Here is a 25952-nt window from a genome sequence, read left to right as displayed (position 1 = left end):
ACCAACCGTGGCATAGGAGGTAACATAAACTACAGCTATTCAATAAACTCGTGAGCGTCTGGTTATGAAGAAAACGGACTGGCCCATCCGATGGGATTTGCTGCTTCGCTACCGACTCATCGAAACCATTGCACTGTGGGAAGGTCGCCTGACCACCAACCACATTTGCCACAGCTTTGGTATCGGCCGGCAGCAGGCATCCAAGGATATAAACACCTACCTGCGCGAGTTGGCACCGGGTAATCTTGTTTATGATCGCCACCTCAAAGGCTATGTGCCCGCGGCCCGTTTCAAGCCCGTGGTTACACGTGGGCACGTCGGCGAATACCAGGACCTGCTCGCGCGCCAGCAAAGCCTCAGCGGCACTTTCGAAAACCTCGATATTGGCCTGCCAGACAGCACCGTTGTCTCCGCCCCGAACCGGATTATCGCACCCGGAACCATGCGCGCGGTTGTAGCCGCCACTCGCCATGGCCGCCAACTCAAAGCCAGTTACGCATCCTTGAGCCGCCCGGAAGCTGTAGAGGGCATTCTTGAGCCGCATACGCTGGTCTGCACCGGAAACAACTGGCACCTGCGCGCCTGGTGTGACTCCAATCGCGAATTCCGGGACTTCGCGCTCAGCCGCTTCCACGCTGCACCCATCGCGATGCGACAGAAAGCCAAGCACTCCAGCCAGCAAGACGATGACTGGAACCGCAACGTCACCATGTCGATCGCTCCGGACCATCGCCTGACAGAGGCGCAGCAAAAGATCATCGCTCTGGACTACGGCATGGAGAATGGTGCTCTGGATGTTGATACCCGGGCCGCTCTTGCACCTTACGTTTTGTCGCGGCTTGGAATCGCCCTGGACAACCATCATCCAGACCCGCTGATTCAGCAACTTGAACTGACCAATCCGGATCAACTCGGCTTCGGCAGCAAACGCGAACGCGCCCTGAAAGCCGTTGCGGGTCTCAGATAAGCGAATCAGCATGGTGACAGCCCCGAGCACAAAGCACGTTTGTGCCCTGTTCCTTGTCTTTTTGCTACCTGCCTCCCACGGCTTTGCAGCAACCGCTTGTGGCGAGCCGGCGACACCGGTCTCTGAAATTCAGGGCCGGGGTGACACCTCTCCGCTCGTCGGTGATCGCATTACTGTGGAAGGCGTTCTCACATTCGACGCCCGCATGGCCGATGGGTTTAACGGCTTTTATCTGCAGCAGGCCGACGGCGAAACCGACGGTAAACCCGAGACATCCGAAGCCCTGTTTATTTATACCCGCAATAAAACGGGGGCACCGGGACAACGCTTGCGCGTTAGCGGCACCGTCAGGGAATTCCATGGCCTGACCGAACTGGCAGATGTTCAGACCATCACCTCCTGCGGTTCGGCACCTCTCCCGAAAGCTCGAACTCTGACGCTGCTTTGGCCGGACGCTCTGGAATCACTTGAAAACATGCGAGTCCAGGTGGCTCAGCCGTTGACGGTAATCGACTCCTGGAACCTGGCGCGTTACGGCGAGCTCACACTGGCAGCTGGCGATCAGGTGGTGCCCACGGAATACCTCGATCCAGGCCCACAGGCCACTCAGATCGCCGACCGGAACCGGCAGCAGAGACTACTGCTGGACGATGGCCGCAGCGCTCGCGATCCCCGCCCGATACCCTGGCCACCCGGCGGCCTGCACAACAAGAACACCGTTCGCAGTGGCGATAGGGTCCGGGAACTCACGGGGATTCTCGATTACCGGTTCGGGGCCTGGCGGATACAACCTGAAAAACCACCGGTTTTTGAGTCAGTAAACGTGAGGCCGCCCGCACCCGCCCGTCCGGAGGAGAAGCATATCCGGGTTATGACCATGAATCTGGAGAACTATTTTAACGGAGATGGCGAGGGTGGAGGCTTTCCAACGGCGCGAGGTGCTCCTACTGCGTTGGCTCTGGAGGTGCAGCAACGACGGCTCATAGAAGCGCTCCGCCGGCCAGACCCGGATATTCTGGCCATTACTGAGCTTGAAAATGACGGCTACAGCAGTGTCAGCGCAATTGCACAACTGGCACGGGCCCTCGGGCCTCAGTGGGCCTTTGTTGCCACCCCGGGCGCTGATGGCCAGGACAAGATCCGCACAGGCTTGCTGTACCGGCGCGATCGCATCGCAGCCGAGGCAACGTCGGAACGCCTGAACACCGGCCCGTTCAGGAAACAGGGCCGCCCGCCGCTGAGTCAGACCTTCCGCCCCGAAGGCCAGCGTCTTGCAATTCAGGTCGTGGTGCCACATCTGAAATCAAAGTCCTGCCAAGGTGCAACGGGGGCCAATCGCGACAGGAATGATGGCCAGGGGTGCTATGCCGCGCGTCGCACAGAAGCGGCTCATGCCCTTGCAGATTGGCTTGAAAAATTGCCGCAGATCCCCGATCTTGCGGGTACGCTGATCACCGGTGATCTCAACAGTTACTTTCAGGAGGCGCCCCTGCAGGCTCTGCAAAAAGCGGGGTTCACCAGCATGGTTCATCATTTTCACCCTTGCACTGCGCAGCAGTGTGAGCACTACACTTATCGATACAAAGGTGAAAAAGGTTCGCTGGATTACGCTCTCGCCTCGCCTTCACTCAAATCACGGATCATCAGTGCCAGAACCTGGATCATCAATGCCGACGAGCCATCAGCTTTGGCATACCAACACAATTTGCCGGGCACCGCTGCATCGCCGTGGCGCTCCTCTGATCACAACCCGGTGATCACCGATATCCGGCTCTGAACCTCCCCGCGGATCCTGAAAAACCCTTCCTTTGGACGGCCTTAATCAAGCCAATTGGCCTCTCGTGCCCATTGACGCGTCATTGAAGTCATGGGGGCAAGGTGCCGGAAAGGTCATAATCGAAGTCAGTGGTCATTCCGTCAGACAACAAGAACAGCTTTTAACAAGGATTCCCATGCGTGTCTCTGCCTCGATTACACAGGACCTGGGTATGCCGGCCATCTACCTGCATATACTGGCTGAACTGTTGAACAGTATTGGTCTGGACGAACGCGATCTGCTGCGTCGGGTCGGCCTGGACCCGGTGCGACTGAAGTCTGCAGAGGTCAGGGTAAGCCAGGCGCAGGCCAGTGAGTTCGTCACCCGCGCCATGGTTGAAAGCGGTGAGCCGGGCCTTGGCATCATGCTGGCCAGCAAACTGAAGCTACCTCTGCACGGAGCCCTGGGCGTAGCCGTAATGAGCAGCCGCACACTCCAGGACGCGCTCAACCTGATGACCCGCTATCTCACTCTCCGGGCACCGGACCTGAGCGTAAGGCGCCATGAACACGGTGACAACATGCACTACAGCATTCTCTGTGACGGTGATCCGGGGCCGGCGCAAGGGTTTGTCATGGACGCCATGTTGTTTGGCTGCGCCTTCATGGGCGAACAGCTTACCGGCACTACAATAAAAGGGTCGAGAATTCTCAGAATGGGGCCAGAGCCCGCTTATTTTCACCGCTTTCGACCGTCGATCGTGATCCCGGTTGAGTATGATGCAGCGGAAAATGCACTGGTTATTCCGACCGAGGGCCTGTCAGCGCCCATCCGCTTCAGCGACGACCAGCTTGCGGAATCATCCCGTACCCAGTGCGAAGAAGCACTGCAACAGCTTACCGGGGATGCGGGCTTTGACTGCCGCGTGCGACGGGTGATTGAAACCAGCTACCCTTTCCCGCCAAAGCTGGCAAGGGCAGCAGCCACTCTGTTTGTGTCTGAACGCACGCTGAAGCGCCGGCTTCAGGAAGAAAACGCCAGCTTCCAGAACCTTGTGGATCAGGTTCGGCTGGAACGCGCACGGGAATTGCTGACAGGTACAAGCTTGAGCCTGAACCAGATTGCGGAAGTATTGGGCTACGCCGACGCAGCAAACTTTACCCGTGCCTTCAAGCGCTGGACAAGCGCCTCCCCAAGTCACTACAGGGCGGCTGAACGGAAATCAGCCTCGGTATTTCCGCGCGCGCACTCACCGGAGACTGCGTGATCAGTCGATTCCGATGATTTTGTGCATTTGCAGGGTCAGGCGCCAGCGAGGGTGTGCCAGGCAGTAATCCGTAGCTCTGCGAGTATTGCTCTGCTTGACCGGATCTGTGCTGCCATCCGGGGCAGACGGTGACGCCATAGGCGACAGGAAAAAGTGCCGCGCTTTTATATGGGTGAACCTCTCCGGAATGGCCTTGGGCTGGGGGTACACCAGCTTCAGCTCATCGCAGGCTTCAATCACAACGGGGGCGTCCGCCTTCGGGCTTACGCACAGCCAGTCAATTCCGGCCGGCGCTGGCAGGGTGCCGTTGGTCTCTACACCCACCTCAAAGCCCTGCTGATGAAACGCATCAATCAGCGTGTCGTCCAGCTGCAACAGCGGCTCGCCACCGGTACAAACCACATAGGGAGCCCCTGGCGCATCCGGCCAGAGATGACGGATGTGAGCCGCCAGGGCCTCTGCGGTTTCAAACGTGCCGCCATTCTGGCCGTCCGTGCCTACAAAATCCGTATCACAGAAATTACACACTGCCGTTGCGCGGTCTTTTTCCCGGCCTGTCCACAAATTGCATTTACTGAAGCGACAGAACACCGCTGCGCGCCCCGCCTGGGCACCCTCACCCTGCAAGGTATAAAACGCTTCCTTGACCCGGTACATCAGCGCCCCGCCTCATACGCTAACGGATCTGCAAGACCGTTTTCCGCAAAAGCTTCAAGCCGTTCCACACAAGAACCACAAAGCCCGCAAGCCTCTTCCCGCCCGTTATAACAAGTCCAGGTGTGGGCGTAATCAAGCTTGAGCTTCAGACCTTCGGCCAGAATGTCACCTTTGCTCATATGCATGAACGGCGCTTCGATACCCACGGGTTCGTAGTTGGCGATGCGGCATACCGCATCCATTTTTTCCACAAACTCAGGCCGGCAGTCCGGATAAATTGCATGATCGCCTCCATGGGCGCCGTACCACACAGCACCGGCATTGACGGTTACGGCATAGCCGGTCGCAAGGGAAAGCAGAATCATGTTGCGATTGGGCACCACCGTAGCCTTCATGTTTTCTTCTTCATAATGACCTTCGGGTATGGCGTCGCCGGAGGTCAGTGCTGAACCGGACATCACCTCGTTCATAGCCCGTATATCGATCACTTTGTGGGGAATGTCGAGATCAACGCACACTGAGCGGGCAACATCGAGTTCACGGACGTGACGCTGGCCATAATTGAATGACAACGCATGAACCTTCAGCCCCCGGGCGCGCGCCCGATGCAGCAGCGTAAAGGAGTCCATACCTCCGGAATAGATTACAACTACGGTGTCAGTCATGCAGGCTCCAGGCAAAGCGATAAACGATTGTGTAAAAACCGGGCAATATAATCCGCGTATTGTATCAGTGCAAAGGCGGGTTGGGTTCGCGTCTGTGAAGGCGGGCGGGTAAACTGGCCTCAAAACAACCTGACTATCAGATTGCCAATGACCACAGAATTGCGCCCGGCGTTTATCGATTTCGAGGCATCAAGCCTTGACCTGATTGCAAGTTACCCGATCGAGGTAGGCGTCTGCATGCCTGACAGCACGCTGCATAGCTGGCTGATTGAGCCCCACGTACTTTGGCAGGATTGGTCTGCAAGCGCAGAGCAGATCCATGGTATTTCAAGGGCAAGCTTGTCTGCGGAGGGCAATGCCGTAAAGGACGTGGCTCACCACCTTAACCAGCTGTTGTCGGGCCACGTTTTCTGTGACGCCTGGACATTCGACAGTTTCTGGCTGTATCGGCTGTTCCGGGCTGCCGGTGTGGAGCCCGGATTCCAACTGGAGTCGGTATCTGTGTTGCTCGACTCCCGGCAGGTCAAGCTGTGGCCAGATGCACGCCAGCAGGTTATTGCAGACCTGGGCCTACCCGTTCACCGTGCGGCAAACGATGCTCTGATTCTGCAGAAAACCTGGGAGTACGTCAGTGCTTCAGCTTCAGGCCGCGCACTCTGAGCACGATCATTTCCAGACCGCCTCTCAGGGTCGACAAGGTCCAGTAAGTGACCAGCGCCATTAACCCGGCCCCTATAACGGTGAAGGCAAGATCATCACCAACGACCTGTCCCTGTGCCAGCACCATGTAGATGGCCAGCGCGGCTACCAGAATGATTTCTACTGCAAAATGGAAACGGAACTTATTGCGGGCGGATCCGGATTCTTCGGACATCTTCTTAGGTTTCAACCTCTGGGTATTTTCAAGCATGAGTATTAGTTAGCGTGCAAATTATCTCCCATACGCCGCCGAATATCTGTACGAGTTAGTGGCTACGGACTTTCCACTACCGAAAAACCGCAGCTACGACGGGTGCGCTTTGAATGCGTCTGTACGCGTTTGTCGAAGCGACGGGGCTATTGCAAACACTGGACTAACGGATACACTATTATCTCAAATGAACCCATAAAGCCGACTATGACTCGAATGAACCCCAAGAACTTGATGAGTGCCGCAGCAGACTCCCTTGAAGGGCATTGTGTGCGTGCACTGGTAAAAGATATCTAACGGCTTTCGGTCAATTCCCGGGAGCCTATGCAGCGACCGGGTCAGCGTCTCCACGAAACCCCGGTTGCTCTCGGCTCCGGGGTTTTATTTTTGCCGCCGCAAAATGAAAAGGAGATCACCATGAGAAGACAAGCTACATCGCGTGCCGCTAACCAGCCGATGAATAACCGCACGGGGCCGATCCGCCGCCCGGAGAAACTGCCGTTGCTGGATGCTATCTGCAAAAAGCTGAACCAACGCGTAAACCTTGAAGATGAGCAGAGGGTGCTTGGTGTTTACGAGCGGGGCTGGATATTCAATGGCGCGGTTGCCACTCTCGGCGACGCAGAGGCCCGCTACGTTCGCGCTCTGGCTACCCGCCACAACTCCTGGATCGCACGCCAGGTGGCATAATGTGCACGAAAGATTAGATAAACGTCTGAACCGGTCAATGGTGCCGGTTCAGACCCTGTGTTTTTTCCGGATCGCCACCATGCACTACTTCATAATTGCCGATTACGTCGTAAATTTTTTCCTGGGAGTAAGGCTTCACAACATAGCCGTTGGCTCCGGCGCTGATTGCTCGTTGAATGCTGTCGATAGAGTCGTCCGCTGTGACCAGCACGATATGCTGCCCATCCCGCGCCGCTTTGAAAGCTTTCATCAACTCATGACCATCGCCATCCGGTAAGCCAAGGTCCAGCAGCACGATCTGGAACTTGCCTTCATCAAATGCCTTTTTGGCCGAAGCCGCGCTTTCGCACTCTGTTACATCAGTCGCCCCAGCTTTATAAAGCATCTCAACCAGTCGCTCACGCATCACTGGCTCATCTTCAACAACCAGTACGGTCAAATTACCCATCTTTAGTCTCCTATTTTCGCCGGGCGTATTGCAGCCCGGGCGCCTTGCAGAACGGCGATTACCAAGAGTCGGTGCCTGTATGGCGCGGGAGATCCAGCGGCGCATGCCTGGCTCCCGGAGCGAGGGTGCCATCCGTCAGGTGCTCATCTGCATTAGCCTTATAAGATTCCTGACCGTCATCCTGCGTCAGTATGTTGCTGATGCTGACAGCGGTTGAATAGAGCGAGATCGCAATAATCAACAGTACAGGCTGCACAAATGCCACAAACCCCGGTACTTCGGCGCCCCCGGTGATGCTTAGCATCAGAATTATGGCGGGCCCGAGTACCACAAACAGTGTCAGCGCAATGAAGAATACAATACGCTCCTTATAGCGACCAAGATCCCGGTTAGTGACCAACCCGAGTACAAACTTCCCGATGGCAAGGCCGGCAAGAATGGCGGCGGCTATGCTCAGATCTGCATTCATAAGAGTCTGGTAAAGGCGACCATCCCAAAGGCGTTGCATACCAATAACGAGGAAAGGAAAAAGCACGAACAGAATGTCGGCGTAGGTGCCGTACATCGTACTCATGGACTGGTGTTCACGGTGTAACTGGCGCTCACTCATAGATCCGATCCTGTTTTAATCTGTGTTTGTTCACGCACTATCATCTCGTCCAGTACCGCCAGTTCGCTACGAACCTGGTTCCACTGAGGGGTGGTAGCTTTTACAAGCGCCTCCACGATACCCGCCTGACGGGTCATCAAGGGATACCCCATGGCGCCCGCAGAGCCTTTGATCTGATGGGTTTCCGTTTCAAGCACGGCCCGATCACTGGCTGCCAGTGCCTGGTTCATGCGCTGCCGGCGTTCGCCCAACCCTGACAGGAATCTTTCTGCCAGGCGGCCAATATCCTCATCGTTCCCCGCACTGCATTCGCCGGGCAACCCAGGCTCAAGAAAACGGCTCAATAACGCCTGCAAACGATGCTCATCTATCGGTTTTTCCAGCGCTCCATCACAGCCTGCATCGCGCAGTGCATCGGTTTCCTGCTGGTCGCCCGCCGTAAAGGCAATGATCGGGCGCCGGAAACCCGCCTGCCTGAGCAGCTGCGTAGCTGCCACGCCGTCCATATCCGGCATATGCCGGTCCATGAGTACCAGTTGCACCGATTCTGAAAGCGCTTTACGTACAGCTTCAGCGCCCGAGGCAACCGTTACAACATCCGGGCCAAGGCGGTTCAGCATCCGTTCTACTAGCTGACGGCTCTCTTCGTTGTCCTCGGCCACCAGAACCCGGCCACGATATTGCTGGCCCGGGTCTGTGGCATTGCCAACATCAACTTTCAGGTACCGAGCCAGCACCTCATAAAAGCGCTGCTTGTCGATGGGTTTAGCCAGGTGTTCATTGCAGCCGGCAAGCCGGTAGTCGGCAATGTCTTCAGACATCACATTGGCGGTCAGTGCGATAACGGGCGTATTTACCCCGGCTTCCCGCAACGCGGCGGTGGCATCGCGCCCGTTCATCACCGGCATCTGAATGTCCATCAGAATCACGTCGAAAGACTCTCGGATAGCCATCTCCAGAGCTTCGGCGCCGTTGCCCACATGCACAAGCTCAGCGCCGGTGCGACTCACCAGCAACGAGACCAGGCGGCGGTTTACGTCGTTGTCCTCCGCACAGAGTATGCGCCCTGAGAGACGCGGCGCTACAACCATTGGAATGGTTCGCCGGCGCTGGCTCATCTCAGACGCGTCCCGAAGGAAGTGAACCTTATCCAGTGCACCGGTGCGAATCGATAGCTCAAATTCGCTGCCCTCTCCGTAGGTGCTATTCACACGGATACTGCCGCCCAGCATTTCCGCCAGCCGCCGCGAGATACTCAAGCCCAGGCCCGTGCCGCCATACTGTCGCGAAATCGCGGCACTGCCCTGGGCAAAGGGATCAAACAGCCGGCCAATTTGCTCCGGCTTCATACCGATTCCCGTGTCGACAACCCGGGCAACCAGTATCTCCCGCTCTCGATCACAATACACAGACAGGGAGATAGACCCTTTTTCCGTAAATTTAAGCGCGTTTCCACACAAATTGATAATAATCTGGCGCAAGCGCGTCGGGTCAGTCTGGATCTGCTCGGGCAGCGGGAATTCACAGAGTATATTGAAGTCGAGACTTTTTTCCTTCGCCCGGGGGGCGAAAAAAGCACGAATCTCGTCCAACAGCTCCGGCAGGTTCACCGATATCACGTCCACATCCAGCTTGTTGGCGTCGATTTTGGAGTGGTCGAGGATATCATTCACCAGATCAAGCAGGTGTCGCCCGCTCCGAACAACGGTCTCCGCGCTGCTGCGCTTTTCCTGCTCATCGAGATCCGGGTCCATAAGCGTCTCCCCGTAGCCAATTATGGCCGCCAGCGGCGTTCGAATCTCATGGCTCATATTGGCGAGGAACTGACTCTTGGCTTCGGCGGAATTGCGCGCAAGCTCCTTCTCCAGCCGTTCCTGTTCCCGTTCACGCTCGATGCGTTGGCGCCGGTGGCTTTCTGTGGAATCGACGCAGGTTCCTTCCAGGTGCGTGGGCTCGCCGTCAGTATCGTAGGCTGTGTGGAGTGAAATAATGGCCCAGCGCTCTTCCCCGGTGTTGGTCAGATAGCGGGCCTCCACCCCTTTTATCGTGCCCCGCGCCTCAAGCTGTTCCACCACCAGCTCCCGCAACTGGTCGTCTGCAATGCACGCCTCCAGTACATCCGGATTGTTTGCCAACAGTTCCTGGCTGTTGCTGAACCCCATTAACCGCGCCATGGCAGGGTTGGCCGTTACAAACTGCCGCGCGGGCGACATCTGGAAAACGCCCTCAATGGCGTTATCAAACAACGACTGGTAACGCTGCAGGCTGTTTAGCGCCCGCCGGCTCCAGCTCAGTGCCTGACCCTGAACCTGCTTGATCCGGTCGGCCAGCGCAAAGGAAAACAGGATAATCTGAGCGGTAAGCCCGATCTGGGGCGCGTAACTGGTGAACGTATTAAGCGGCAGGTAACCCATAACCGTCAGTGCATATATACCGAAGCCAATAAGTGCCAGCGTCCATGCGAAAAAGTAGGAGCGGGCCGCAGGGTTGTAATAGCGCCAGGACAGGTAGCTCACCACGATCAGAATAAGACAGAGCAGCATCGAGCCAATAACAATCCATTCCATGGCAACGTGGTACGGAAGGAACAACGACAACAGAAACGTAAGAACAACCGAATAAATGCACATCTTGATAACCCGGTCGAGATCCAATGAACGGGTACGGGTTTCGAGCAGGGCGCGGGCCATCAAAAGGCCCCAGAACCAGGTCATGATGATCTGGAAATGCAGATACTCCTTGTTAAAGAAAACCGGCCGGCTATCAAGCAGTTGAATGCCGTGAACCTGTTCGGTCGCAATAAACACTGCCGCAGACACCAGATAGAGCACGTAATAGATGTTACTGCGCTCGCGAACTGAAACGGCGACAAACAGGTTGTAGGCCAGAATGGCGAGCAGACTGCCTAACAGCGCACCCCGGACGATTTCGTCCACCGACACCTTTTCGATGTAACTGTTGGGGTTCCAGAGACTGACAGGTAAGCGGAAGGTGTTGGTATTGATAATGCGCAGGTATACCGAGGTAACGCTACCGGGCTCCAGGTTCAGCCTGAACGTGGGGTTTGGCACAGCCAGATCACGCTCTGCCCAGTTGTCCTGATAGCCTGCCTTGCGCTGGTCAATCAGCTTTCCATCGCGCACCAGATACAACACCACCTCATCTACCAGCGGCAGCGCCAGCTCCAGAATCCACTCTGTGCCCGCCTCTCCGGTATCTGCACGCAAATCAAAGCGCGTCCAGTACGCCGATTCTGTGTAGCCGAAATTCAATACGCCGCTCTCATGGCGGGTGAACCGCTCAGGTTCCATACGTAGAATGTCCGGTAGCAGGTAAAGCTGGCCGGCATCTTCCAGGTACGAGATGCAACCACCAAAATCACGGACGCTTTGGGTGCTGCGTTCCAGGACGATCTGGCCATTCTGGCACTGCTCCTGGGCGCTTGCCATGCCGGGCACCAGAGCCGTGATCAAAAATAGCGCGACAAGCAGCCACTGAGCTGCTTTGCCTGAAGCAGGTTTACACCGTTGCTGCAAAATGTGATCTCCGCGAGGGTAGATGCCTGTCTTATGGTTTATTGTCTGCAGTCGGATCGGGGCGGAGAGCCCCGCGGGTTTTTACTTTAGCCGTTTACGGACAATTGCGCACCTCAGGGCCTTCTGAAATGAGACACTCCTGCTTTTTCGCCGCCATTTTATTCCTGACGCTGAACCTGAGCGGCTGCGGCCTGGAGGATACCGGAGAATCGGCGTTTAACCCGGCAACCAATGTGGACCTGGCCTTTTCGACGTTTGATCTCGAAAATACAGAAAATGTACCCGACAACCTTGAACACACCCGGTTCCGGGATTTTTATCAGGGTATTCAGCCCGTCGGCGCAGACAACAATACCAACAACCAACAAACCGCCGAAGAGTTGCGCGGCCACATAGACAACTTTATCCGAGCCACGCGCACCGATAACGGAACCCGCTATGAAAGAGTGCGCAACCCGTTGGATTTGATCAATCAGGTCATCGCATCCAACGAGGTCACCAATTTCCGGGACGGACGGCAGTACATCAGTCAACGCATAGCGGCGGGCGCTGCAGGCACCTATAACACCCGGGGGAATGGCGCACTCATTCGCTTTACAGATCAGAACGCGGTTCTCAGCAATGCACCGCTTAATGACAGCCTGTGGATTTTCCCGACTCTTGACTGGCGCTATCTTCCCGCCGGCCCCGAAGACAGCGAAGTGGAGGCCAAAGTTTACCGAACCGTTCAGTACGTGAACCGAAGCGTTGAACCGGAAGAGGCCAACGCACAACCGGAGCTGGTGAGCGTGTTGGCCGGAAGCCGTTTTAGCGCCAACAGTTTCGGAACATCGGGCTACAACAGCCCCGAGTACGCCACCGCCGATTATCTCAGCCGCAACTTTGGCAGCATCGAACTTAGGCAGGATTTCGTTCAGGAAAAAACGGATACTTTGTTTATCAAGAGTTCGGACAACGCAGTACTGGATCTCAACCGGTATGACGGCATCAGCCTGAGTGATTCAAGCCCTGATTGTCTGAGGGTTGAGCTGGATTATACGAGCTCGACACTCAGAATCTTCTATTCCAATGACGAACCGGCAAGGATTAAAACCCCGACCAGCGCAGAGCCAGACAAAACCAGCCTCAACCCGGCTTATTGCGACAACCAACCGAACAGCGATGCAGCTGTGAGCTGGACTGCAACGGGAGCATACGTGCGTCAGTAATCACAACGCTCATCAAGATCACAGGTCTGCAAAAAGCTTTTTTTGTGATCAATCATCCGCTCATAGGCTGAAATCATAACGGCGACGTGTGGTGCCTTGGTCAGGCGCAAAACCTCGATTCGGCGTTCCAGCCGCTCTACTTCCGTGCTGACTTGCTGGTGCACATGGCTCCGCACGCTATCGTGGTGGTCAAGCCGGACGTTTCTGACCATTGAAGGGTATTCGTGATGCGGGGTAGTGGGCTTGTCCATTGTCTCTCATCCATTGAGTGGCGGCAGTTCCTTTATCAGAATGCAGTTTGCACAACTGTCCGACAAAGTGCAACAAATGAATAGCTTTTCACTCTTATGTCGGCGCCGCCTGACCGTCCCGGCAACGGAAGAATCCCGACGGAACCACTGCTATAGTTCTCCTTACTGTTTCTTTTTCAGCTACCGGGATTGTTTATGAGCCAGACATCCGTTGCCGATACTCTCCGGGAATACCTCTCCCTTCTTGAGCTGCTGGACGACGCCTACTGGGAAGCCGCCAGCATTCAGCACAAGGACATGCTGTACGACATCATCAGTATTTTCAGCCAGGAAGTATCCGAGATAAACAAACTCAGCATTCAGGATCACCACTATCCTTATGAGGTGATCACTGAAGGCATTCGGCGGGTTGTGCCCAAGCTTGAAAAGCTGGACGAGAGCCGCGAGGAAGTCATCCAGCGCACTCAGACGCTCACGGACTTCCGCGACATTCTGTCATCCGTGCTTGGCATTCTGGAGGCTCAGCTCAGAACCCTGTGAGTGGTCCTCGCTTCAGGCGGCGACCACGGGGCGCTCGCTTTCCGGTCGGAACGGGAACTGACTGGCAATGGTATAAACAAACTTGCCCAGCGCAGGCAGGTGATGCCCGACAATTGGGAACCCGGTATTGAGCAGGCTTACGGAGATATCCCGGGCGGCATCTGCCCAGCAGAGCTTGTTGATTAACCCCACATGCCCGAACGCGTATCGGCTTTTTTGCCCCCACAAGCCCACCGGATTGCCGCCCAGCATCATGCCGGCACTGAAACGCATGGGAATCATCATGGTGCGGTCAATCTGTAACGAACCGAACTGCTGAATGGCACGGCGAACGGTGATGTCGCTGCAGATACGCTTGCCATTCCAGGTACCTCCATTAAGCATCATCTGGAAGAACCGCCCCATTTCCTCGGCCGTGCCGCACAGATTTCCCGCCGGAATCACAGCCTCCTGAAAGCGCGGGTCGTTGGTCACCTGCTCCACGGTGGAGATATCACCGCCAAGCGCGCGGTTGACGATCCAGGACACAGGGAAGCGTGGGGTAAGCCCGGTGGCGTAATTGGCGGCCAGCTTATGAAGGCTCTCAGGCTGAATCCCGTAGGTGAACCACTTCATACCCATGGGTTTGCGAAGGTGTTTGTCGAGATAGTTTTCAATGGTATCGCCAGTCACTTTTTCCAGCACGCGCTGAAGTACGTAGCCTCCGGTTACCGCATGGTAGGCAACCTTGGAGCCGTCTACCTCCACGGCTCTGGCTTCACACAGCAGGCGCCAGATTTCATCCTGATTCCACAGCACATCAATCGGAGTATCTTTCGGAATGGCAGGAATTCCGCCCCGATGCGACAGGATTTGATGCACCGTAATTGTGCGCTTGCCGTTTGTCGCAAACTCTGGGCAGTAGTAAGACACCGGGTCCATCAGATTGACCAACCCCTGCTCAACCAGCATGTGCATCAGCAAAGCGGTGACCGCCTTGGACGCTGAAAAATAGCAAATGGGTGTTTCGGTGGTCATGGCTACTTTGGGGGTGCCGGCAGGATCCTGGGGGCCATTGCCGCTCGCATGCCCAATCGCACGATGCAGTATCTGTTCACCCCGATGTCGCACCGAGATCTGGATGCCTGGGTGGACACCGGTGCGGTACAAGGCTTCGACGCTTTTCCAGATGGTATCTACTGTGCGGGTATCAACGCCCACGGCTTCCGGCTTTTCACCGGCAGCATCGCGGTGAGTAACGGTAGACAAGTCCTTGGGAACCTTGCAACTGTGCAGTGCACGACGGGCTATTGGGTTCATCGGGTGCGCCTTGGTATTGGTGACTGTTTTTATTCGGTCTTCGGATTGGCTAATTCTGAAGTTATCATAGACCGTTGAGCATAAAAAAAACCAATGGTTTCAGGAGCAACCCATGACGCCCGGTATCGATGCGGCCTGTAAAGCCCGTGTTCCCCACAAGATCCACGAATACGAGCATGACCCTGCCAGCGCCGGTTACGGCAATGAAGCCGCCGAAAAGATGGGAATTGATCCGGCACGGGTATTCAAAACCCTGGTGGTCGCCGTTGATGGCAAAACCCTCGCCGTTGGCGTGGTGCCGGTCACCGGCATGCTCAGCATGAAGCTGATCGCCAAGGCCGCAGGCGGAAAAAAGGCAAGCATGGCCGACCCGCAGGAGGTTCAGCGCCGCACCGGTTATGTGTTAGGGGGAGTGAGCCCTCTGGGCCAGAAAAACCGTTTGCGAACCTTCATAGATGCCTCTGCCGAGGGCTTTGAAACAATCTATATCAGCGCCGGCCGCCGCGGCCTGGAGATTGAGCTTTCTCCTGACGATCTGGCCCGGCTGACCGAAGGGCAACTGGTGCCGCTGCAACAAACATAAAAAAACCCGGAGAGCCGTGTTACAGGCTTTCCGGGTTTCTGTCTCAGGCAGCCAGGAGAAACTCCCGGGTGCCATCCGGGATTAGTTCACCGATGCACGAGCATCTTCCATAATCCGGTTGAGTGTTGCACTTGGCTGCATGACCGCCTTCACCTTTTCCGCAGGTGGGTGATAATAGCCGCCAATATCCGCGGGATGACCCTGGATAACACTCATCTCCTCCAGAATCTTGTCCTTGTTCTCTTCCAGTTGTGCCGACATCCTGGTGAAGAACTCTTTGAGCTCCTTGTCGCTATCCTGGTTTGCCAAACCCTCTGCCCAGTAGCGGGCCAAGTGGAAGTGACTGCCACGGTTGTCCAGCTCACCGGTTACACGGGAAGGTGACTGGTTATTTTCCAGCAGTCGCTCGGTGGCTTTGTCGAGAGTCTGCCCCAGCAGACGTGCACGATTGTTATCGTGCTTCTCGCCCAGCTCATCCAGAGACACAGCAATAGCCAGAAACTCACCCAGCGAATCCCAGCGCAGATGGTCTTCCTGCAGCAGTTGCTGCACGTGTTTGGGTGCAGAACCGCCAGCGCCGGTTTCATAGAGCCCACCACCGTTCAGCAGCGGAACAATCGACAACATCTTGGCACTGGTACCCAGCTCCAGAATCGGGAACAGGTCGGTAAGGTAGTCACGCAGCACGTTGCCGGTTACAGAGATGGTATCCAGGCCACGAATCAGGCGCTCCATGGTCCAGCGAATGGCGCGAACAGGCGACTCGATACGGATATGGAGGCCTTCGGTGTCGTGATCTTCAAGGTAAGTATGAACCTTCTTGATCAGCTCGGCATCGTGAGCACGCTCGTCGTCCAGCCAGAATACAGCAGGCGTGCCGGTAGCGCGGGCACGGTTAACGGCCAGCTTGACCCAGTCGCGGATAGGCAGGTCTTTGGTCTGGCACGCGCGCCAGATATCGCCCTTTTCGACGTTGTGCTCGGTCAACACGGTGCCATCTTCGGCAACCACACGCACAATACCGTCTTCCTGGATTTCGAAGGTCTTGTCGTGAGAGCCATACTCTTCTGCTTTTTGCGCCATCAGGCCCACGTTCGGCACTGTGCCCATAGTGGTGGGGTCAAATGCACCGTGAGTCTTACAGAAGTTGATCGCTTCCTGATAGATGGTGGCGTATGTGGACTCCGGCATAACGGCCTTGGTGTCCTTGAGCTTGCCATCACGAGCCCACATTTTGCCGGAGTTACGGATCATTGCAGGCATGGAGGCGTCTACAATCACGTCGCTGGGCATGTGCAGGTTGGTGATACCTTTAACGGTATCCACCATAGCGATTTCCGGGCGATGCTCGTAGGTTTTGTGCAGAGCTTCCTGGATTTCTTCTTGCTTGGATTCGGGCAGCAGCTTGATTTTCTCGAGTACGGAAGACAGGCCGTTGTTCGGGTTTACACCGATTTCTTCGAACAGGTCGCCGTATTGGTCAAACAGCTCTTTGTAGTAAATCTTCACCGCGTGACCGAACACGATCGGGTGGGAGATTTTCATCATGGTGGCTTTGACGTGCAGGGAGAACATCACGCCGGTCTTTTCGCAATCCTCGATGGCATCTTCGAAGAATTTGCAGAGTGCTTTCTTGCTCATGAACATGCCGTCGAGCACTTCGCCTTCCAGCAGGGGCAAATCGGATTTCAGTACAGTCTGCTTGCCGCTTTTGTTCTCGAAAACAATGCGGGCGTTGGTCGCCTTGTCGAGGGTCAGCGACTGCTCGTTGGAGTAGAAATCGCCACCGCGCATGTGCGCCACGTGGGTGCGTGAAGCCGGGCTCCAGTCACCCATGGTGTGGGGATATTTGCGGGCGAAGGCTTTCACGGCGGCTGGTGCCCGACGGTCGGAGTTGCCTTCACGCAGAACCGGGTTCACGGCGCTGCCCAGTACTTTTGCATAGCGGGCTGTGACGTCTTTTTCTTCGTCGGTTTCAGGGTTTTCCTTGTATTCAGGAACCTTGTAACCCTGATCATTCAGTTCTTTAATAGCTGCGCGTAGCTGCGGTATGGAGGCAGAAATGTTCGGCAGCTTGATGATGTTGGCATCTGGGTCTTTGGTGTACTCGCCCAGCTCTGCCAGGGCATCCGGTACCCGCTGATTCTCTTCCAGGTGCTCGGGGAACGTCGCCAGAATCCTGGCCGCCAGGGAAATATCGCTGGTTTCGAATTCAATGCCAGCCGGCTTGGCGTAGGTTTCCAGGATCGGAAGAAGAGACCGCGTCGCGAGGGCAGGCGCCTCGTCGGTCAGTGTGTAGACAATCTTTGCTTTGGATGATGTCATTTTCGTCCTCAGGCTGATAGGTGGATTCAGGACGGTCATGGCGTGATCCTGCGCCTTTTGGGCGTCTGATCTTTGCAATGACTGATTTTGGAGCTTTTAATAGACCTACTAAGATACCATTTTTTTGTAATCTCGGGTTACGATCTTAGTATAAGAACGGACTAATAACCCCTGATCTTCGGTAACTGGGCCATCAAATGGTGGGAATTTACGAAACTTTCTATCATTTGGCATACAGCTTGTTTGGCTTGGGAGTATCGCGTTGGGGGCAGCCCTTCCCAAAATACGCTCCTTGCGGCACGTCCCTGTGACGCCTGGGCTCCGCCCCTCAGCGCTTATTGCTCCTGCGTCGCGCTGAGGGCCCTGGGCAAGCCGTCCTTGGCTTGCCCGTGAAGTGCTTCGCACTCCACCCATGGCTCCGCACAGTTTTGGGAGGCGTTAATCCCGCCGCTTCTCAAGTTTCCAAGTAGCCTTTCGCAATTAAAAACTAGCCTTTCGGCAATAGGTTCTCCTCAGCAAGCCGATCCCGAATCTGATCCAGAGCTTCCGGATTGCCCAAGGCATCGCGGTTGTCGGCTTTGCTGGAGCCGTTGATCAGACGGGCGACGGCCAGCTCCACTTTTTTGCCACTGCGGGTGTAGGGGATGTCCGGCACCTGAACTATGTGTTTGGGAACATGGCGTGGGCTGGCGCCCTTGCGGATCCGGACTTTTAGCTGGTTCAGCAGGTCGTCGGTGAGCTCCTGGCCTTCGGCAGGCACTACGAACAGCACAACTTCCACGTCGCCCTCGATCTGGCGCCCGACTACCAAACTGTCTTTGATGGCCGCTTCGGTTTCTACCTGGCGGTAGATTTCTGCGGTGCCGATACGCACGCCGCCGGGGTTGAGTGTGGCGTCGGAGCGGCCGTAGATGATGGCGCCGCCGTGTTCGGTGAACTCGATGAAGTCACCGTGTGCCCACACGCCCGGGAAGGTGTCGAAGTAGGCTGCGCGGTAGCGTTCGCCGTCGGCGTCGTCCCAGAAGGCGACAGGCATTGAGGGCAAAGGCTGACGGCAGACGAGTTCGCCGCGGCCCTGGTCGACGGGATTGCCGTTATCTCCGTAAGCAACAGCGTCGACGCCCAGCAGGCTGCACTGGATTTCGCCCCGGCGTACCGAGAGCAGTGGAGTCGAACCGACAAAGCAGCCGCAGATGTCTGTGCCACCTGCAATGGAGCCCAACAGTACGTTGGGCGCGCCGTGGCTGTACACCCAGTCGTAGTCTTCCGGAAGCAGGGGCGAGCCGGTTGAGAAAATGATTCTCAGGTTGCTGAGATCCAGGGTTTCAGCAGGGGCCATTTCAGCCTTGCGACAGCCTGCAATGAATCTTGCGCTGGTACCGAAGTGGGTAACGCGCTCTTCGGCTACGGTATCCCACAGGAAGCTCAGGCTGGGATAGCCCGGAGAGCCGTCTACGGTGATAACGGCAGCACCGGTCAGCAGGGCGGAGGCTTGCCAGTTCCACATCATCCAGCCGCAAGTGGTGAAGTAGAGGAACCGGTCTTCCGGGCCTACATCGCCATGCAGCATGAGTTCTTTGGCATGGTTAACCAGCAGGCCGGCGGTGCCGTGCACGATGCATTTGGGTTTGCCGGTGGTGCCGGAGGAATACAGGATATAAACCGGGTGGTCAGGGCCAACCGGCGTAAATGAGGGCGCCTGGCCCGCGCCAGAAGCAAGTGCCTCATCCCAGGTGGTAACCAGCTCACCCGGAACCGCTGTTTCTCCTGGAAGTTGCTCTACGCTGACAACGCATTTGAGCGTTGGCAGGCCGGCAATCAGTTCCGCAAAATCATTCTGGCGAGCGAAGGTCTTACCGCCGTAGCCATAGCCGTTTACCACGATCAGGGCAGACGGCTCAATCTGGCCAAACCGGTCAAGGATGGCCCCAATGCCGAAGTCCGGCGAGGCGGAGCTCCAGATAGCACCAAGGCTGGTTGCCGCCAGCATACCGGCGAGAGCTTCGTAGCCGTTGGTGACAACTCCGGCTACCCGGTCACCTTTTTTGATGCCCTTCCCGCGCAGAAAGGCTTCCAGCGCACCGACATCAGATTTCAGTTCGCCATAAGTGCGGCGCAAAACCGGGCGGGTTTCACAGTAGGCGACGATCGCTTCCTGGTTGGCATGCTCGCCTTCTGCCAGTCGCAGCAGGTTGGCGGCAAAGTTCAGCTTCATGCCCGGGAACCACTCGGCACCGGGCATATCCCGTTTGCCCAGCACTGCATTGGCCGGTGTTTCGCAAATCAGACCGCAATAATCCCAGACCTTGGCCCAGAAGGTTTCCAGATCTTCAACGGACCACTTGTGCAGTGCATGATAATCAGCAAAGGGACCATAGTTCTGGCCTTCCAGCCAGGTTTTAAACCGGCCCATATGGGCGTTGTCCAGCGTATCCTCAGAGGGGGACCAGACTACGGGTGATTGTTCTGTAAGGCTCATCCGTCGCTCCTGTTGCTTACTGCATGTGCCAGCCGTGGCTGACAACAATAGATTGGCCAGTGAGGGCGGCCGAAGGAAAGGCCGCAAGATGTACGGCCATCTCGGAAACATCTTCAAGCGTAGTGAACTTGCCGTCCACTGTATTCTTCAGCATGACCTTGCTGATGACTTCCTCTTCAGAAAGACCTAGCTCTTTTGCCTGTTCCGGAATCTGTTTGTCTACCAGCGGCGTTCTCACAAAGCCCGGGCAGATGATGTTGCTGCGCACGCCGTGTTCCGCGCCTTCTTTCGCCACTGCACGGCACAAGCCCAACATGCCGTGCTTAGCGGCCACATAAGGCGACTTAAGCGGCGAGGCCTCCAGCGAATGCACAGACCCCATGTAGAGCATAGTGCCGCCGCCGCTGGCGTACATCTGCTTGAGCGCGGCCCGGGTTACCAGAAAGGCGCCATCCAGGTGCACATTGATCACCCGGCGCCAGTCCGCATACGCCAGTTTGTGCACCGGGTCTATATGCTGGATACCGGCATTGGCGACAGCGATGTCGAGGCTGCCCCAGGCTTCCACAACGGCGGCAACACCTGCATCGACTGCTGCCTCGTCCGTCACGTCCATCGCCAGAGCCATCGCTGTGCCGCCGGCTTTTTCTATGGCATCTACGGCCTCTTGTGCGCTTTCCAGCGTAAGATCCGCGACCGCGACGCGAGCACCCTCACGGCCATAGTGCTCGGCGATCGCGCGACCGATACCTCGCCCCGCGCCGGTAATCAGCGCAATCCGTTTTTCTAGACGCATGGTTTTATCTCCTTAGTCGTAAGCCACACTGGGCAGCCAGGTTGCGATCTCAGGCACCAGGAATACGATCGCCAGCGCTATCAGCTGAATAATAATAAAGGGTATGACGCCCTTGTAGATGTCGATTACAGTGATTTCCGGTGGCGCCACGCCCTTGATGTAGAACAGCGCAAAGCCTACCGGTGGCGTCAGGAACGACGTCTGCAGGCACATGGCAAAGAGTATGGTGAACCACACCAGATTAAACTCAAGGTGTTGGACAACCGGTGCTACCAGCGGAAGAATAATCAGAGTGATCTCAACCCAGTCGAGGAAGAAACCCAGCAGGAACACCGCGAACAGAATGCTCAACACCACGCCATAGGGCCCGAATGGCAGCCCCAGCAGCGCATCTTTGATCACCTCGTCGCCACCAAGCCCCCGCAACACGACAGAGAAGGCCGTTGCGCCAAGGAAAATTGCAAAGATAAACGCGGACGTTCGGGTGGTTTGCTGTATTGATGAGCGGAGGACCTTCATGTTCAGCCGCCTTGCCATCACAGCCAGCAAAAGAGCACCCAGGGCGCCGACACCGGAAGCTTCCGTGGGCGTGGCTATACCGGCAAAAATAGATCCAAGCACACCGAGAATCAGCGCAGCCGTGGGCAGAACTGCCTTGGCCACTTCCCAGACAATACTCCAGGATACTTTCTCAGTGCCCTCCGGCACAGGCGCAATGTGCGGCTGAAAGAGGGGTCGAATCATGGCGTAACCGACATACATAGCACCCAGCAACAAGCCAGGCAGGAAGGCTCCCATGAACAGATCACCCACGGAGGCTTCCGGAACCGCCAACCGGTCAGCCATCAGTACCAACATGATGGAGGGAGGAATCAGAATCCCGAGGGTGCCTGTGGCACAGGCAGTGCCCACTGCAAACCCCTTGTCGTACTTGTTCTCCATCATCACGGGCAAAGAGAGCATGCCCAACAGCACGACAGAGGCGCCAATGATACCGGTGGTGGCTGCCAACAGTACGCCGATGATAATCACTGTTACCGCATATCCGCCGCGAACAGCGCCAAACAGTTTTACCATGCTGTTCATCAATCGCTCAGCGACACCAGACTGGTCCAGCATAATGCCCATGAAGATGAACATGGGCAGAGCCACAAGGGTCTCGCTGTTTACAACTTTCCATACCCGCTCGGGCATGAGCCCCATAGAGGAGGCATAGTCGAACCAGAGATTGGCACCAAAATTTTCAACGGCCACTACACCGACTAACGTCCAGATGACTGCAGTGCCGCCCAGCACCCAGGCAACCGGAAAGCCGGTCATCAACAACGCCCCGAACGTCAGGAACATACCGATTACAAACAGAGTTTCAAGCTCCATCAGGACGCATCCTCTTTCTTGTCATTCCCGGTCTTGACGGGGATTGGCTTCGGAAAACCGAAAAGCAGTGCAGTGACTTTCAACAACCGGGATAGCGCAGCCAGAGCCAGAAGAACAAAAGACAACGCCACCACACCTTTGAGTACCCAGCGGTATGGAAGCCCGGCAGGTGCCTGGCTGGTTTCTCCTTGCTGCCAGGAACTGAAGGCATAGGGGATCATTTCGTATATCGCTAATGTGAGAAACGGTAACAACAGGAACAACAGACCGAGCAGTTCAACCCAGCCCTGACGTTTCAGGGACATGCGTTCGTGGAGCACATCCACTCTCACGTGATCATCGACCACGAGGGTATAAGCCAACCCGAGCATCCAGCCGATGCCGGCCAGGTGCCACTGGACCTCTTCCAAGGTTACAGAACCATGGTCAAAGGCATAGCGGCCAACCACCGCCCAGATGATCACACCTGTTAGCACTACCCAGAGCCAGGACGCAGCCGTGCCGATTGCCGCAATCATGCGGTCCATCTGCTGACTGACCCGGGTTGTCGGTAGCTCGGTGTGGTGGTGAAGAAATTCACCAGCGTCGGGCACCGGTGCCCGCGAGTTTTGCGGTGAGCCTTGTTCAGACACCGTCATGGAATAATTCCCCGCTCAGAAAGTCTATGCTGCGAAACAAGGATGGCCCCGAAGGGCCATCCAGACTTGGTCAGAGAGCATCGGAATGTCTTCCGATGCTCAGGGTCAGCCCCGGACCTTAAAGATCCGATGGAACATAGGCGCGCGAATCCCACACCTTGTATGTCTCCATGAACTCGTTCTGGCTGTCGTAGACGCGCTTGAAATCAGCATCCTTGGAGGCTTCTTCTTTCAGCACATCCTCGGTAACCGCCTTCAGCTCCTGCAGAACTTCGCGGGGAATCTGGTCAGCGTTGACGCCCTTTTTCTGGAAGCCAGCCAGAACCTTACCGTTCTTGTACTCGCCTTCGGCCAGAGCCAGAGTTGTCGCCGCGGTGCAAGAAGCTTCAACCAGCGCTTTCTGTGCATCGGTCGCGTTGTTCCACTCATCCTTGTTGATCAGCATGTACTGGGCAGTAAACTGCTGATGCCAGCCGGGGAAGAGGTTGTATTTGACCACCTGGTCGAATCCGAGAATCTGGTCAATGGCAGGCATGGAAAATTCCGTCGCGTCGATGGTGCCTTTTTCCAACGCCTGAAAGAGCTCACCGCCGGGCATCATGGTGACCGAGGCACCCAGCTTTTCCAGAACCTTGCCGCCGAGGCCGGCGAAACGGATTTTCAGACCTTTGTAGTCTTCCAGGGTGTCGATTTTGTCTTTATACCAGCCAGCTGTTTCAGGCCCGATAATGCCGCACAGCTGCGCGTGCACTTTGAAGCCCTTGTTGGCATAGACTTCCTGCAACATTTCATGGCCACCACCGTAGTAGTACCAGCCGGTGTAGGCCCAGGGCTTCATGCCAAAGGGAACAGCCGCAAACAGCGGAATCGCAGGCACCTTACCCTGGTCGTAACCGATCCAGGTGTATCCTGCGGAAACCTTGCCGTCGGAAACAGACTGGAGGATATCGAAAGCCGGAACCAACTTGCCGGGCTCATAGACGCGAACCTGGATGCTGCCGCCGGAAGCTGCGTTGAGGTTATCGGCAACCCAGGCGGCAGGCGAACCAAGGCCGGGGAGATTGGTGGAGAAGGCAACCGGCATTTTCCAACGCAGATCGTCTGCGTATACCGATCCCGTTGTCAGGGCAATCGCACCGGCAATTCCGGTGAGGGCCTTGAAGAGTTTCATTGGCGAGTCTCCTAACATTGTTTTTGTAATTGGCCGGCAGGATGATTTTCCTGACAAGCCTGGTCTGAGTGTAGTCAGACATCGCAGGAAACGAGACAGACATTTGTGTTTTTTGGGTCCTACGAAAGCGTCAGTCTTGTTTTCTGCGTTGTTCTGACGTCCTGCGCCCAAGAATTAGCAGGGACTGTGCCAAAACTTCTTTTATCTTTAAAATCAAGGATATAATAAGTAAATCAAAGAATTGGAACTTCCGAAACGTCCGGGAAGCCGGACAATACAGTGCTATAGTCGTACGTACTTGTACAGATATCAAGACACCCGTCCGGAAATCAGGACATCTTGGCCAGCTTCTCGTACAACACCGAGCGGGAAATGCCCAATAGCCGGGCGGCTTTGGTTCGGTTACCCCGGCTTGCGACCAGGGCCTCTTCCACAGCCTGAGCTTCCGCCTCTGCCAGAGTTTCAGACAATCGCCTGATGGGGCGCGACGCAATCTGAGAGGCTGGGCGAACCCCAACCCGAGGCAGCACCTTGAACATGGCATCGGCATCCAGAACGCCGCCATCCTCACTCATGGTCAAGGCTCTCTCAAGCACATTACGCAGCTCGCGGATGTTCCCGGGCCAGTCGTAACTGGCCAAGGCCGCCACGCCGGCATCGGTAATTTCCGCCCGCATGTCCAGCCCTTCGCTGATTTCCCATAGCAAGGTTTCACACAGCAACCCGATGTCGGCCAGGCGCTCTCTCAAGGGTGGTATCGGGATTTCCAGAACGTTGAGCCGGTAGTACAAATCCGAGCGGAAACTGCCATCTGCGATCATGGCTTCGAGGTTGCGGCTGGTTGCTGCAATAACCCGGACATCCACCGACGCCACCTTGTTGGAGCCAAGCGGTTCGACTTCACCTTCCTGCAGCGCTCGCAACAGCTTCGCCTGCAGTGGCAAAGGCATATCGCCGACCTCGTCCAGAAACAACGTTCCGCCGTTGGCGAGCTGGAACTTGCCTTCCCGGTGCTTACGGTCTGCGCCGGTATAAGCACCTGGCGCGACACCGAAGAACTCGGCTTCCAGAAGATTATCGGGAATGGCCGCCACGTTCACACCCACGAAGGGTTGTTCGGCGCGACTGGAAACAGAGTGGATTGCCTGGGCCAGCACCTCCTTGCCTGTGCCAGTCTCACCCAGCAAAAGCACGGCCATCTCACGGCCTGCTGCCAGACGAGCACGGCGCTTCACTTCGAGGGCACCCGGGCTGGCGCCAACAAAATCGCCAAGACTGTATCGCGTGCTCCTCGCTTTCTTTGCCAGCGCCTTACGGGCTGCAGCAAGATCCTGATGCAGCCGCCGGTACTTGCTAACCAATGGGGTGAGCGGTTGCAGGTCATCGTAGAGCACAAATGCTACAGCGCCTTCGATCTGCCCTTCCTTGTCATAAAAGGGTAACCGGGTAACCACCAGCTGCTGTTGCTGGTGCTCCATAATGTCCAACAGCAGGGGGTTGCCGGTTTCCACCACTTCAGGCATGCGGGTTTCAGGAATCACCTGTCGCACCGGGCGGCCGATGGCGCTCGCCGGGTCTTTCACGCCCAATAGCTGAGAGTAGCTGCTGTTGATCCAGGTAATGCGGGCATCACGATCTACGGCAATTGCCCCTGCACTGGCTTCTTCGAACATGGGGAAGAGCGCTTCGATCAGTTCCCGAGTCAGCCCGTTCTTGTTTTTCTCACCAAACAACTGTGTCATGTAGCGCGTACCGCCGGGTTCAATATCATTCATGTTG

At 56.3% G+C, this 25952-nt stretch carries 23 protein-coding genes; 8 read left to right on the top strand and 15 right to left on the bottom strand.

Going from position 1 to position 25952, the window contains the following annotated elements; all coding sequences use genetic code 11:
* The first annotated feature begins 64 nt into the window (after window positions 1–64).
* From FFI90_RS12365 to FFI90_RS12355, 3 genes are all read left to right on the top strand, one after another.
* Entirely contained in the window at window positions 65–967 is a 903-nt protein-coding gene (locus tag FFI90_RS12365) for a BrxR family helix-turn-helix transcriptional regulator (RefSeq protein ID WP_144778385.1), read from the top strand.
* A gap of 10 nt (window positions 968–977) precedes the next feature.
* Window positions 978–2744 carry an ExeM/NucH family extracellular endonuclease gene (locus tag FFI90_RS12360; RefSeq protein ID WP_144778384.1) on the top strand — a complete coding sequence of 589 codons (1767 nt, stop codon included), beginning with the start codon at window positions 978–980 and terminating at the stop codon, window positions 2742–2744.
* 175 nt (window positions 2745–2919) lie between these two features.
* Window positions 2920–3990, top strand: coding sequence for an AraC family transcriptional regulator (locus FFI90_RS12355; protein ID WP_144778383.1), 1071 nt, complete (start codon window positions 2920–2922; stop codon window positions 3988–3990).
* On the opposite strand, the gene queE is transcribed toward FFI90_RS12355, so the two are convergent.
* Window positions 3991–4647: a 7-carboxy-7-deazaguanine synthase gene (gene queE / locus FFI90_RS12350; RefSeq protein ID WP_144778382.1), complete on the bottom strand. Its 657-nt coding sequence runs from the start codon at window positions 4645–4647 to the stop codon at window positions 3991–3993.
* Entirely contained in the window at window positions 4647–5312 is a 666-nt protein-coding gene (gene queC, locus FFI90_RS12345; RefSeq protein ID WP_144778381.1) for a 7-cyano-7-deazaguanine synthase QueC, read from the bottom strand. Before queC ends, queE begins: the two co-directional genes overlap by 1 nt.
* 147 nt (window positions 5313–5459) lie before the next feature.
* On the opposite strand from queC, the gene FFI90_RS12340 reads away from it, so the two are divergent.
* On the top strand, window positions 5460–5972 hold the full coding sequence (locus FFI90_RS12340; protein WP_144778380.1) for a 3'-5' exonuclease: 513 nt from the start codon (window positions 5460–5462) through the stop codon (window positions 5970–5972).
* On the opposite strand, the gene FFI90_RS12335 is transcribed toward FFI90_RS12340, so the two are convergent.
* Entirely contained in the window at window positions 5941–6186 is a 246-nt protein-coding gene (locus tag FFI90_RS12335; RefSeq protein ID WP_144778379.1) for a hypothetical protein, read from the bottom strand. The genes FFI90_RS12340 and FFI90_RS12335 overlap by 32 nt on opposite strands.
* A gap of 453 nt (window positions 6187–6639) precedes the next feature.
* Between FFI90_RS12335 and FFI90_RS12330 the strand changes: the two genes are divergently transcribed.
* The gene (locus FFI90_RS12330) at window positions 6640–6912 is read left to right on the top strand and encodes a hypothetical protein (protein ID WP_144778378.1); all 273 of its coding nucleotides are present in this window, start codon (window positions 6640–6642) and stop codon (window positions 6910–6912) included.
* A 34-nt stretch (window positions 6913–6946) separates the two neighbouring features.
* Here the strand turns inward: FFI90_RS12330 and FFI90_RS12325 are convergent, their stop codons facing one another.
* The 3 genes from FFI90_RS12325 to FFI90_RS12315 are packed head-to-tail and all read right to left on the bottom strand — an operon-like array spanning window position 6947 to window position 11419.
* Window positions 6947–7360: a response regulator gene (locus tag FFI90_RS12325; protein ID WP_144778377.1), complete on the bottom strand. Its 414-nt coding sequence runs from the start codon at window positions 7358–7360 to the stop codon at window positions 6947–6949.
* A 58-nt stretch (window positions 7361–7418) separates the two neighbouring features.
* Window positions 7419–7970, bottom strand: coding sequence for a hypothetical protein (locus FFI90_RS12320; protein ID WP_144778376.1), 552 nt, complete (start codon window positions 7968–7970; stop codon window positions 7419–7421).
* On the bottom strand, window positions 7967–11419 hold the full coding sequence (locus tag FFI90_RS12315; RefSeq protein ID WP_144778375.1) for a response regulator: 3453 nt from the start codon (window positions 11417–11419) through the stop codon (window positions 7967–7969). The genes FFI90_RS12320 and FFI90_RS12315 overlap by 4 nt, the downstream gene beginning before the upstream one ends.
* 215 nt (window positions 11420–11634) lie before the next feature.
* On the opposite strand from FFI90_RS12315, the gene FFI90_RS12310 reads away from it, so the two are divergent.
* Window positions 11635–12714 carry a hypothetical protein gene (locus FFI90_RS12310; RefSeq protein ID WP_144778374.1) on the top strand — a complete coding sequence of 360 codons (1080 nt, stop codon included), beginning with the start codon at window positions 11635–11637 and terminating at the stop codon, window positions 12712–12714.
* Here FFI90_RS12310 and FFI90_RS12305 read toward each other — a convergent pair.
* On the bottom strand, window positions 12708–12965 hold the full coding sequence (locus tag FFI90_RS12305; RefSeq protein WP_144778373.1) for a hypothetical protein: 258 nt from the start codon (window positions 12963–12965) through the stop codon (window positions 12708–12710). The genes FFI90_RS12310 and FFI90_RS12305 overlap by 7 nt on opposite strands.
* A 195-nt stretch (window positions 12966–13160) precedes the next feature.
* Between FFI90_RS12305 and FFI90_RS12300 the strand changes: the two genes are divergently transcribed.
* Complete coding sequence (locus FFI90_RS12300; RefSeq protein ID WP_144778372.1) at window positions 13161–13505, top strand: hypothetical protein; 345 nt, start codon at window positions 13161–13163, stop codon at window positions 13503–13505.
* Window positions 13506–13517: 12 nt separating this feature from the next.
* On the opposite strand, the gene FFI90_RS12295 is transcribed toward FFI90_RS12300, so the two are convergent.
* Window positions 13518–14804 carry a serine hydrolase domain-containing protein gene (locus tag FFI90_RS12295; protein WP_144778371.1) on the bottom strand — a complete coding sequence of 429 codons (1287 nt, stop codon included), beginning with the start codon at window positions 14802–14804 and terminating at the stop codon, window positions 13518–13520.
* Window positions 14805–14916: 112 nt separating this feature from the next.
* On the opposite strand from FFI90_RS12295, the gene ybaK reads away from it, so the two are divergent.
* Window positions 14917–15387, top strand: coding sequence for a Cys-tRNA(Pro) deacylase (gene ybaK / locus FFI90_RS12290; RefSeq protein ID WP_144778370.1), 471 nt, complete (start codon window positions 14917–14919; stop codon window positions 15385–15387).
* Window positions 15388–15468: 81 nt separating this feature from the next.
* Here the strand turns inward: ybaK and FFI90_RS12285 are convergent, their stop codons facing one another.
* The 7 genes from FFI90_RS12285 to FFI90_RS12255 form a co-directional block, all read right to left on the bottom strand.
* Window positions 15469–17712 carry an NADP-dependent isocitrate dehydrogenase gene (locus tag FFI90_RS12285; protein WP_144778369.1) on the bottom strand — a complete coding sequence of 748 codons (2244 nt, stop codon included), beginning with the start codon at window positions 17710–17712 and terminating at the stop codon, window positions 15469–15471.
* Window positions 17713–18199: 487 nt separating this feature from the next.
* Window positions 18200–20191: an acetoacetate--CoA ligase gene (locus FFI90_RS12280; protein WP_144778368.1), complete on the bottom strand. Its 1992-nt coding sequence runs from the start codon at window positions 20189–20191 to the stop codon at window positions 18200–18202.
* A 16-nt stretch (window positions 20192–20207) separates the two neighbouring features.
* Complete coding sequence (locus FFI90_RS12275) at window positions 20208–20987, bottom strand: 3-hydroxybutyrate dehydrogenase (RefSeq protein ID WP_144778367.1); 780 nt, start codon at window positions 20985–20987, stop codon at window positions 20208–20210.
* Window positions 20988–20999: 12 nt separating this feature from the next.
* Window positions 21000–22364 (bottom strand): TRAP transporter large permease, encoded by a 1365-nt coding sequence (locus FFI90_RS12270; protein WP_144778366.1) that lies wholly within the window; start codon window positions 22362–22364, stop codon window positions 21000–21002.
* Window positions 22364–23002 (bottom strand): TRAP transporter small permease subunit, encoded by a 639-nt coding sequence (locus FFI90_RS12265; protein ID WP_144778365.1) that lies wholly within the window; start codon window positions 23000–23002, stop codon window positions 22364–22366. Before FFI90_RS12265 ends, FFI90_RS12270 begins: the two co-directional genes overlap by 1 nt.
* Window positions 23003–23120: 118 nt before the next feature.
* The gene (locus tag FFI90_RS12260; protein WP_144778364.1) at window positions 23121–24173 is read right to left on the bottom strand and encodes a TRAP transporter substrate-binding protein; all 1053 of its coding nucleotides are present in this window, start codon (window positions 24171–24173) and stop codon (window positions 23121–23123) included.
* Window positions 24174–24502: 329 nt separating this feature from the next.
* Entirely contained in the window at window positions 24503–25915 is a 1413-nt protein-coding gene (locus FFI90_RS12255; protein WP_144778970.1) for a sigma-54 interaction domain-containing protein, read from the bottom strand.
* Window positions 25916–25952 lie beyond the last annotated feature (37 nt).

This window comes from Marinobacter maritimus (assembly GCF_007671675.1).
Lineage (GTDB): Bacteria > Pseudomonadota > Gammaproteobacteria > Pseudomonadales > Oleiphilaceae > Marinobacter > Marinobacter maritimus.
Note: the sequence above shows the minus strand (reverse complement) of the source record. Positions and strands in the feature narration are given on the sequence as shown.

Coding starts and splice junctions, on each gene's coding strand:
- FFI90_RS12355 (WP_144778383.1), top strand. CDS start 2,920: ATGCGTGTCTCTGCCTCGATTACACAGGACCTGGGTATGCCGGCCATC.
- FFI90_RS12320 (WP_144778376.1), bottom strand. CDS start 7,970: ATGAGTGAGCGCCAGTTACACCGTGAACACCAGTCCATGAGTACGATG.
- FFI90_RS12365 (WP_144778385.1), top strand. CDS start 65: ATGAAGAAAACGGACTGGCCCATCCGATGGGATTTGCTGCTTCGCTAC.
- FFI90_RS12260 (WP_144778364.1), bottom strand. CDS start 24,173: ATGAAACTCTTCAAGGCCCTCACCGGAATTGCCGGTGCGATTGCCCTG.
- FFI90_RS12340 (WP_144778380.1), top strand. CDS start 5,460: ATGACCACAGAATTGCGCCCGGCGTTTATCGATTTCGAGGCATCAAGC.
- FFI90_RS12295 (WP_144778371.1), bottom strand. CDS start 14,804: ATGAACCCAATAGCCCGTCGTGCACTGCACAGTTGCAAGGTTCCCAAG.
- ybaK (WP_144778370.1), top strand. CDS start 14,917: ATGACGCCCGGTATCGATGCGGCCTGTAAAGCCCGTGTTCCCCACAAG.
- FFI90_RS12280 (WP_144778368.1), bottom strand. CDS start 20,191: ATGAGCCTTACAGAACAATCACCCGTAGTCTGGTCCCCCTCTGAGGAT.
- queC (WP_144778381.1), bottom strand. CDS start 5,312: ATGACTGACACCGTAGTTGTAATCTATTCCGGAGGTATGGACTCCTTT.
- FFI90_RS12300 (WP_144778372.1), top strand. CDS start 13,161: ATGAGCCAGACATCCGTTGCCGATACTCTCCGGGAATACCTCTCCCTT.
- FFI90_RS12325 (WP_144778377.1), bottom strand. CDS start 7,360: ATGGGTAATTTGACCGTACTGGTTGTTGAAGATGAGCCAGTGATGCGT.
- FFI90_RS12360 (WP_144778384.1), top strand. CDS start 978: ATGGTGACAGCCCCGAGCACAAAGCACGTTTGTGCCCTGTTCCTTGTC.
- FFI90_RS12330 (WP_144778378.1), top strand. CDS start 6,640: ATGAGAAGACAAGCTACATCGCGTGCCGCTAACCAGCCGATGAATAAC.
- FFI90_RS12310 (WP_144778374.1), top strand. CDS start 11,635: ATGAGACACTCCTGCTTTTTCGCCGCCATTTTATTCCTGACGCTGAAC.
- FFI90_RS12335 (WP_144778379.1), bottom strand. CDS start 6,186: ATGTCCGAAGAATCCGGATCCGCCCGCAATAAGTTCCGTTTCCATTTT.
- FFI90_RS12255 (WP_144778970.1), bottom strand. CDS start 25,915: ATGACACAGTTGTTTGGTGAGAAAAACAAGAACGGGCTGACTCGGGAA.
- FFI90_RS12270 (WP_144778366.1), bottom strand. CDS start 22,364: ATGGAGCTTGAAACTCTGTTTGTAATCGGTATGTTCCTGACGTTCGGG.
- queE (WP_144778382.1), bottom strand. CDS start 4,647: ATGTACCGGGTCAAGGAAGCGTTTTATACCTTGCAGGGTGAGGGTGCC.
- FFI90_RS12275 (WP_144778367.1), bottom strand. CDS start 20,987: ATGCGTCTAGAAAAACGGATTGCGCTGATTACCGGCGCGGGGCGAGGT.
- FFI90_RS12285 (WP_144778369.1), bottom strand. CDS start 17,712: ATGACATCATCCAAAGCAAAGATTGTCTACACACTGACCGACGAGGCG.
- FFI90_RS12315 (WP_144778375.1), bottom strand. CDS start 11,419: ATGGCAAGCGCCCAGGAGCAGTGCCAGAATGGCCAGATCGTCCTGGAA.
- FFI90_RS12265 (WP_144778365.1), bottom strand. CDS start 23,002: ATGACGGTGTCTGAACAAGGCTCACCGCAAAACTCGCGGGCACCGGTG.
- FFI90_RS12305 (WP_144778373.1), bottom strand. CDS start 12,965: ATGGACAAGCCCACTACCCCGCATCACGAATACCCTTCAATGGTCAGA.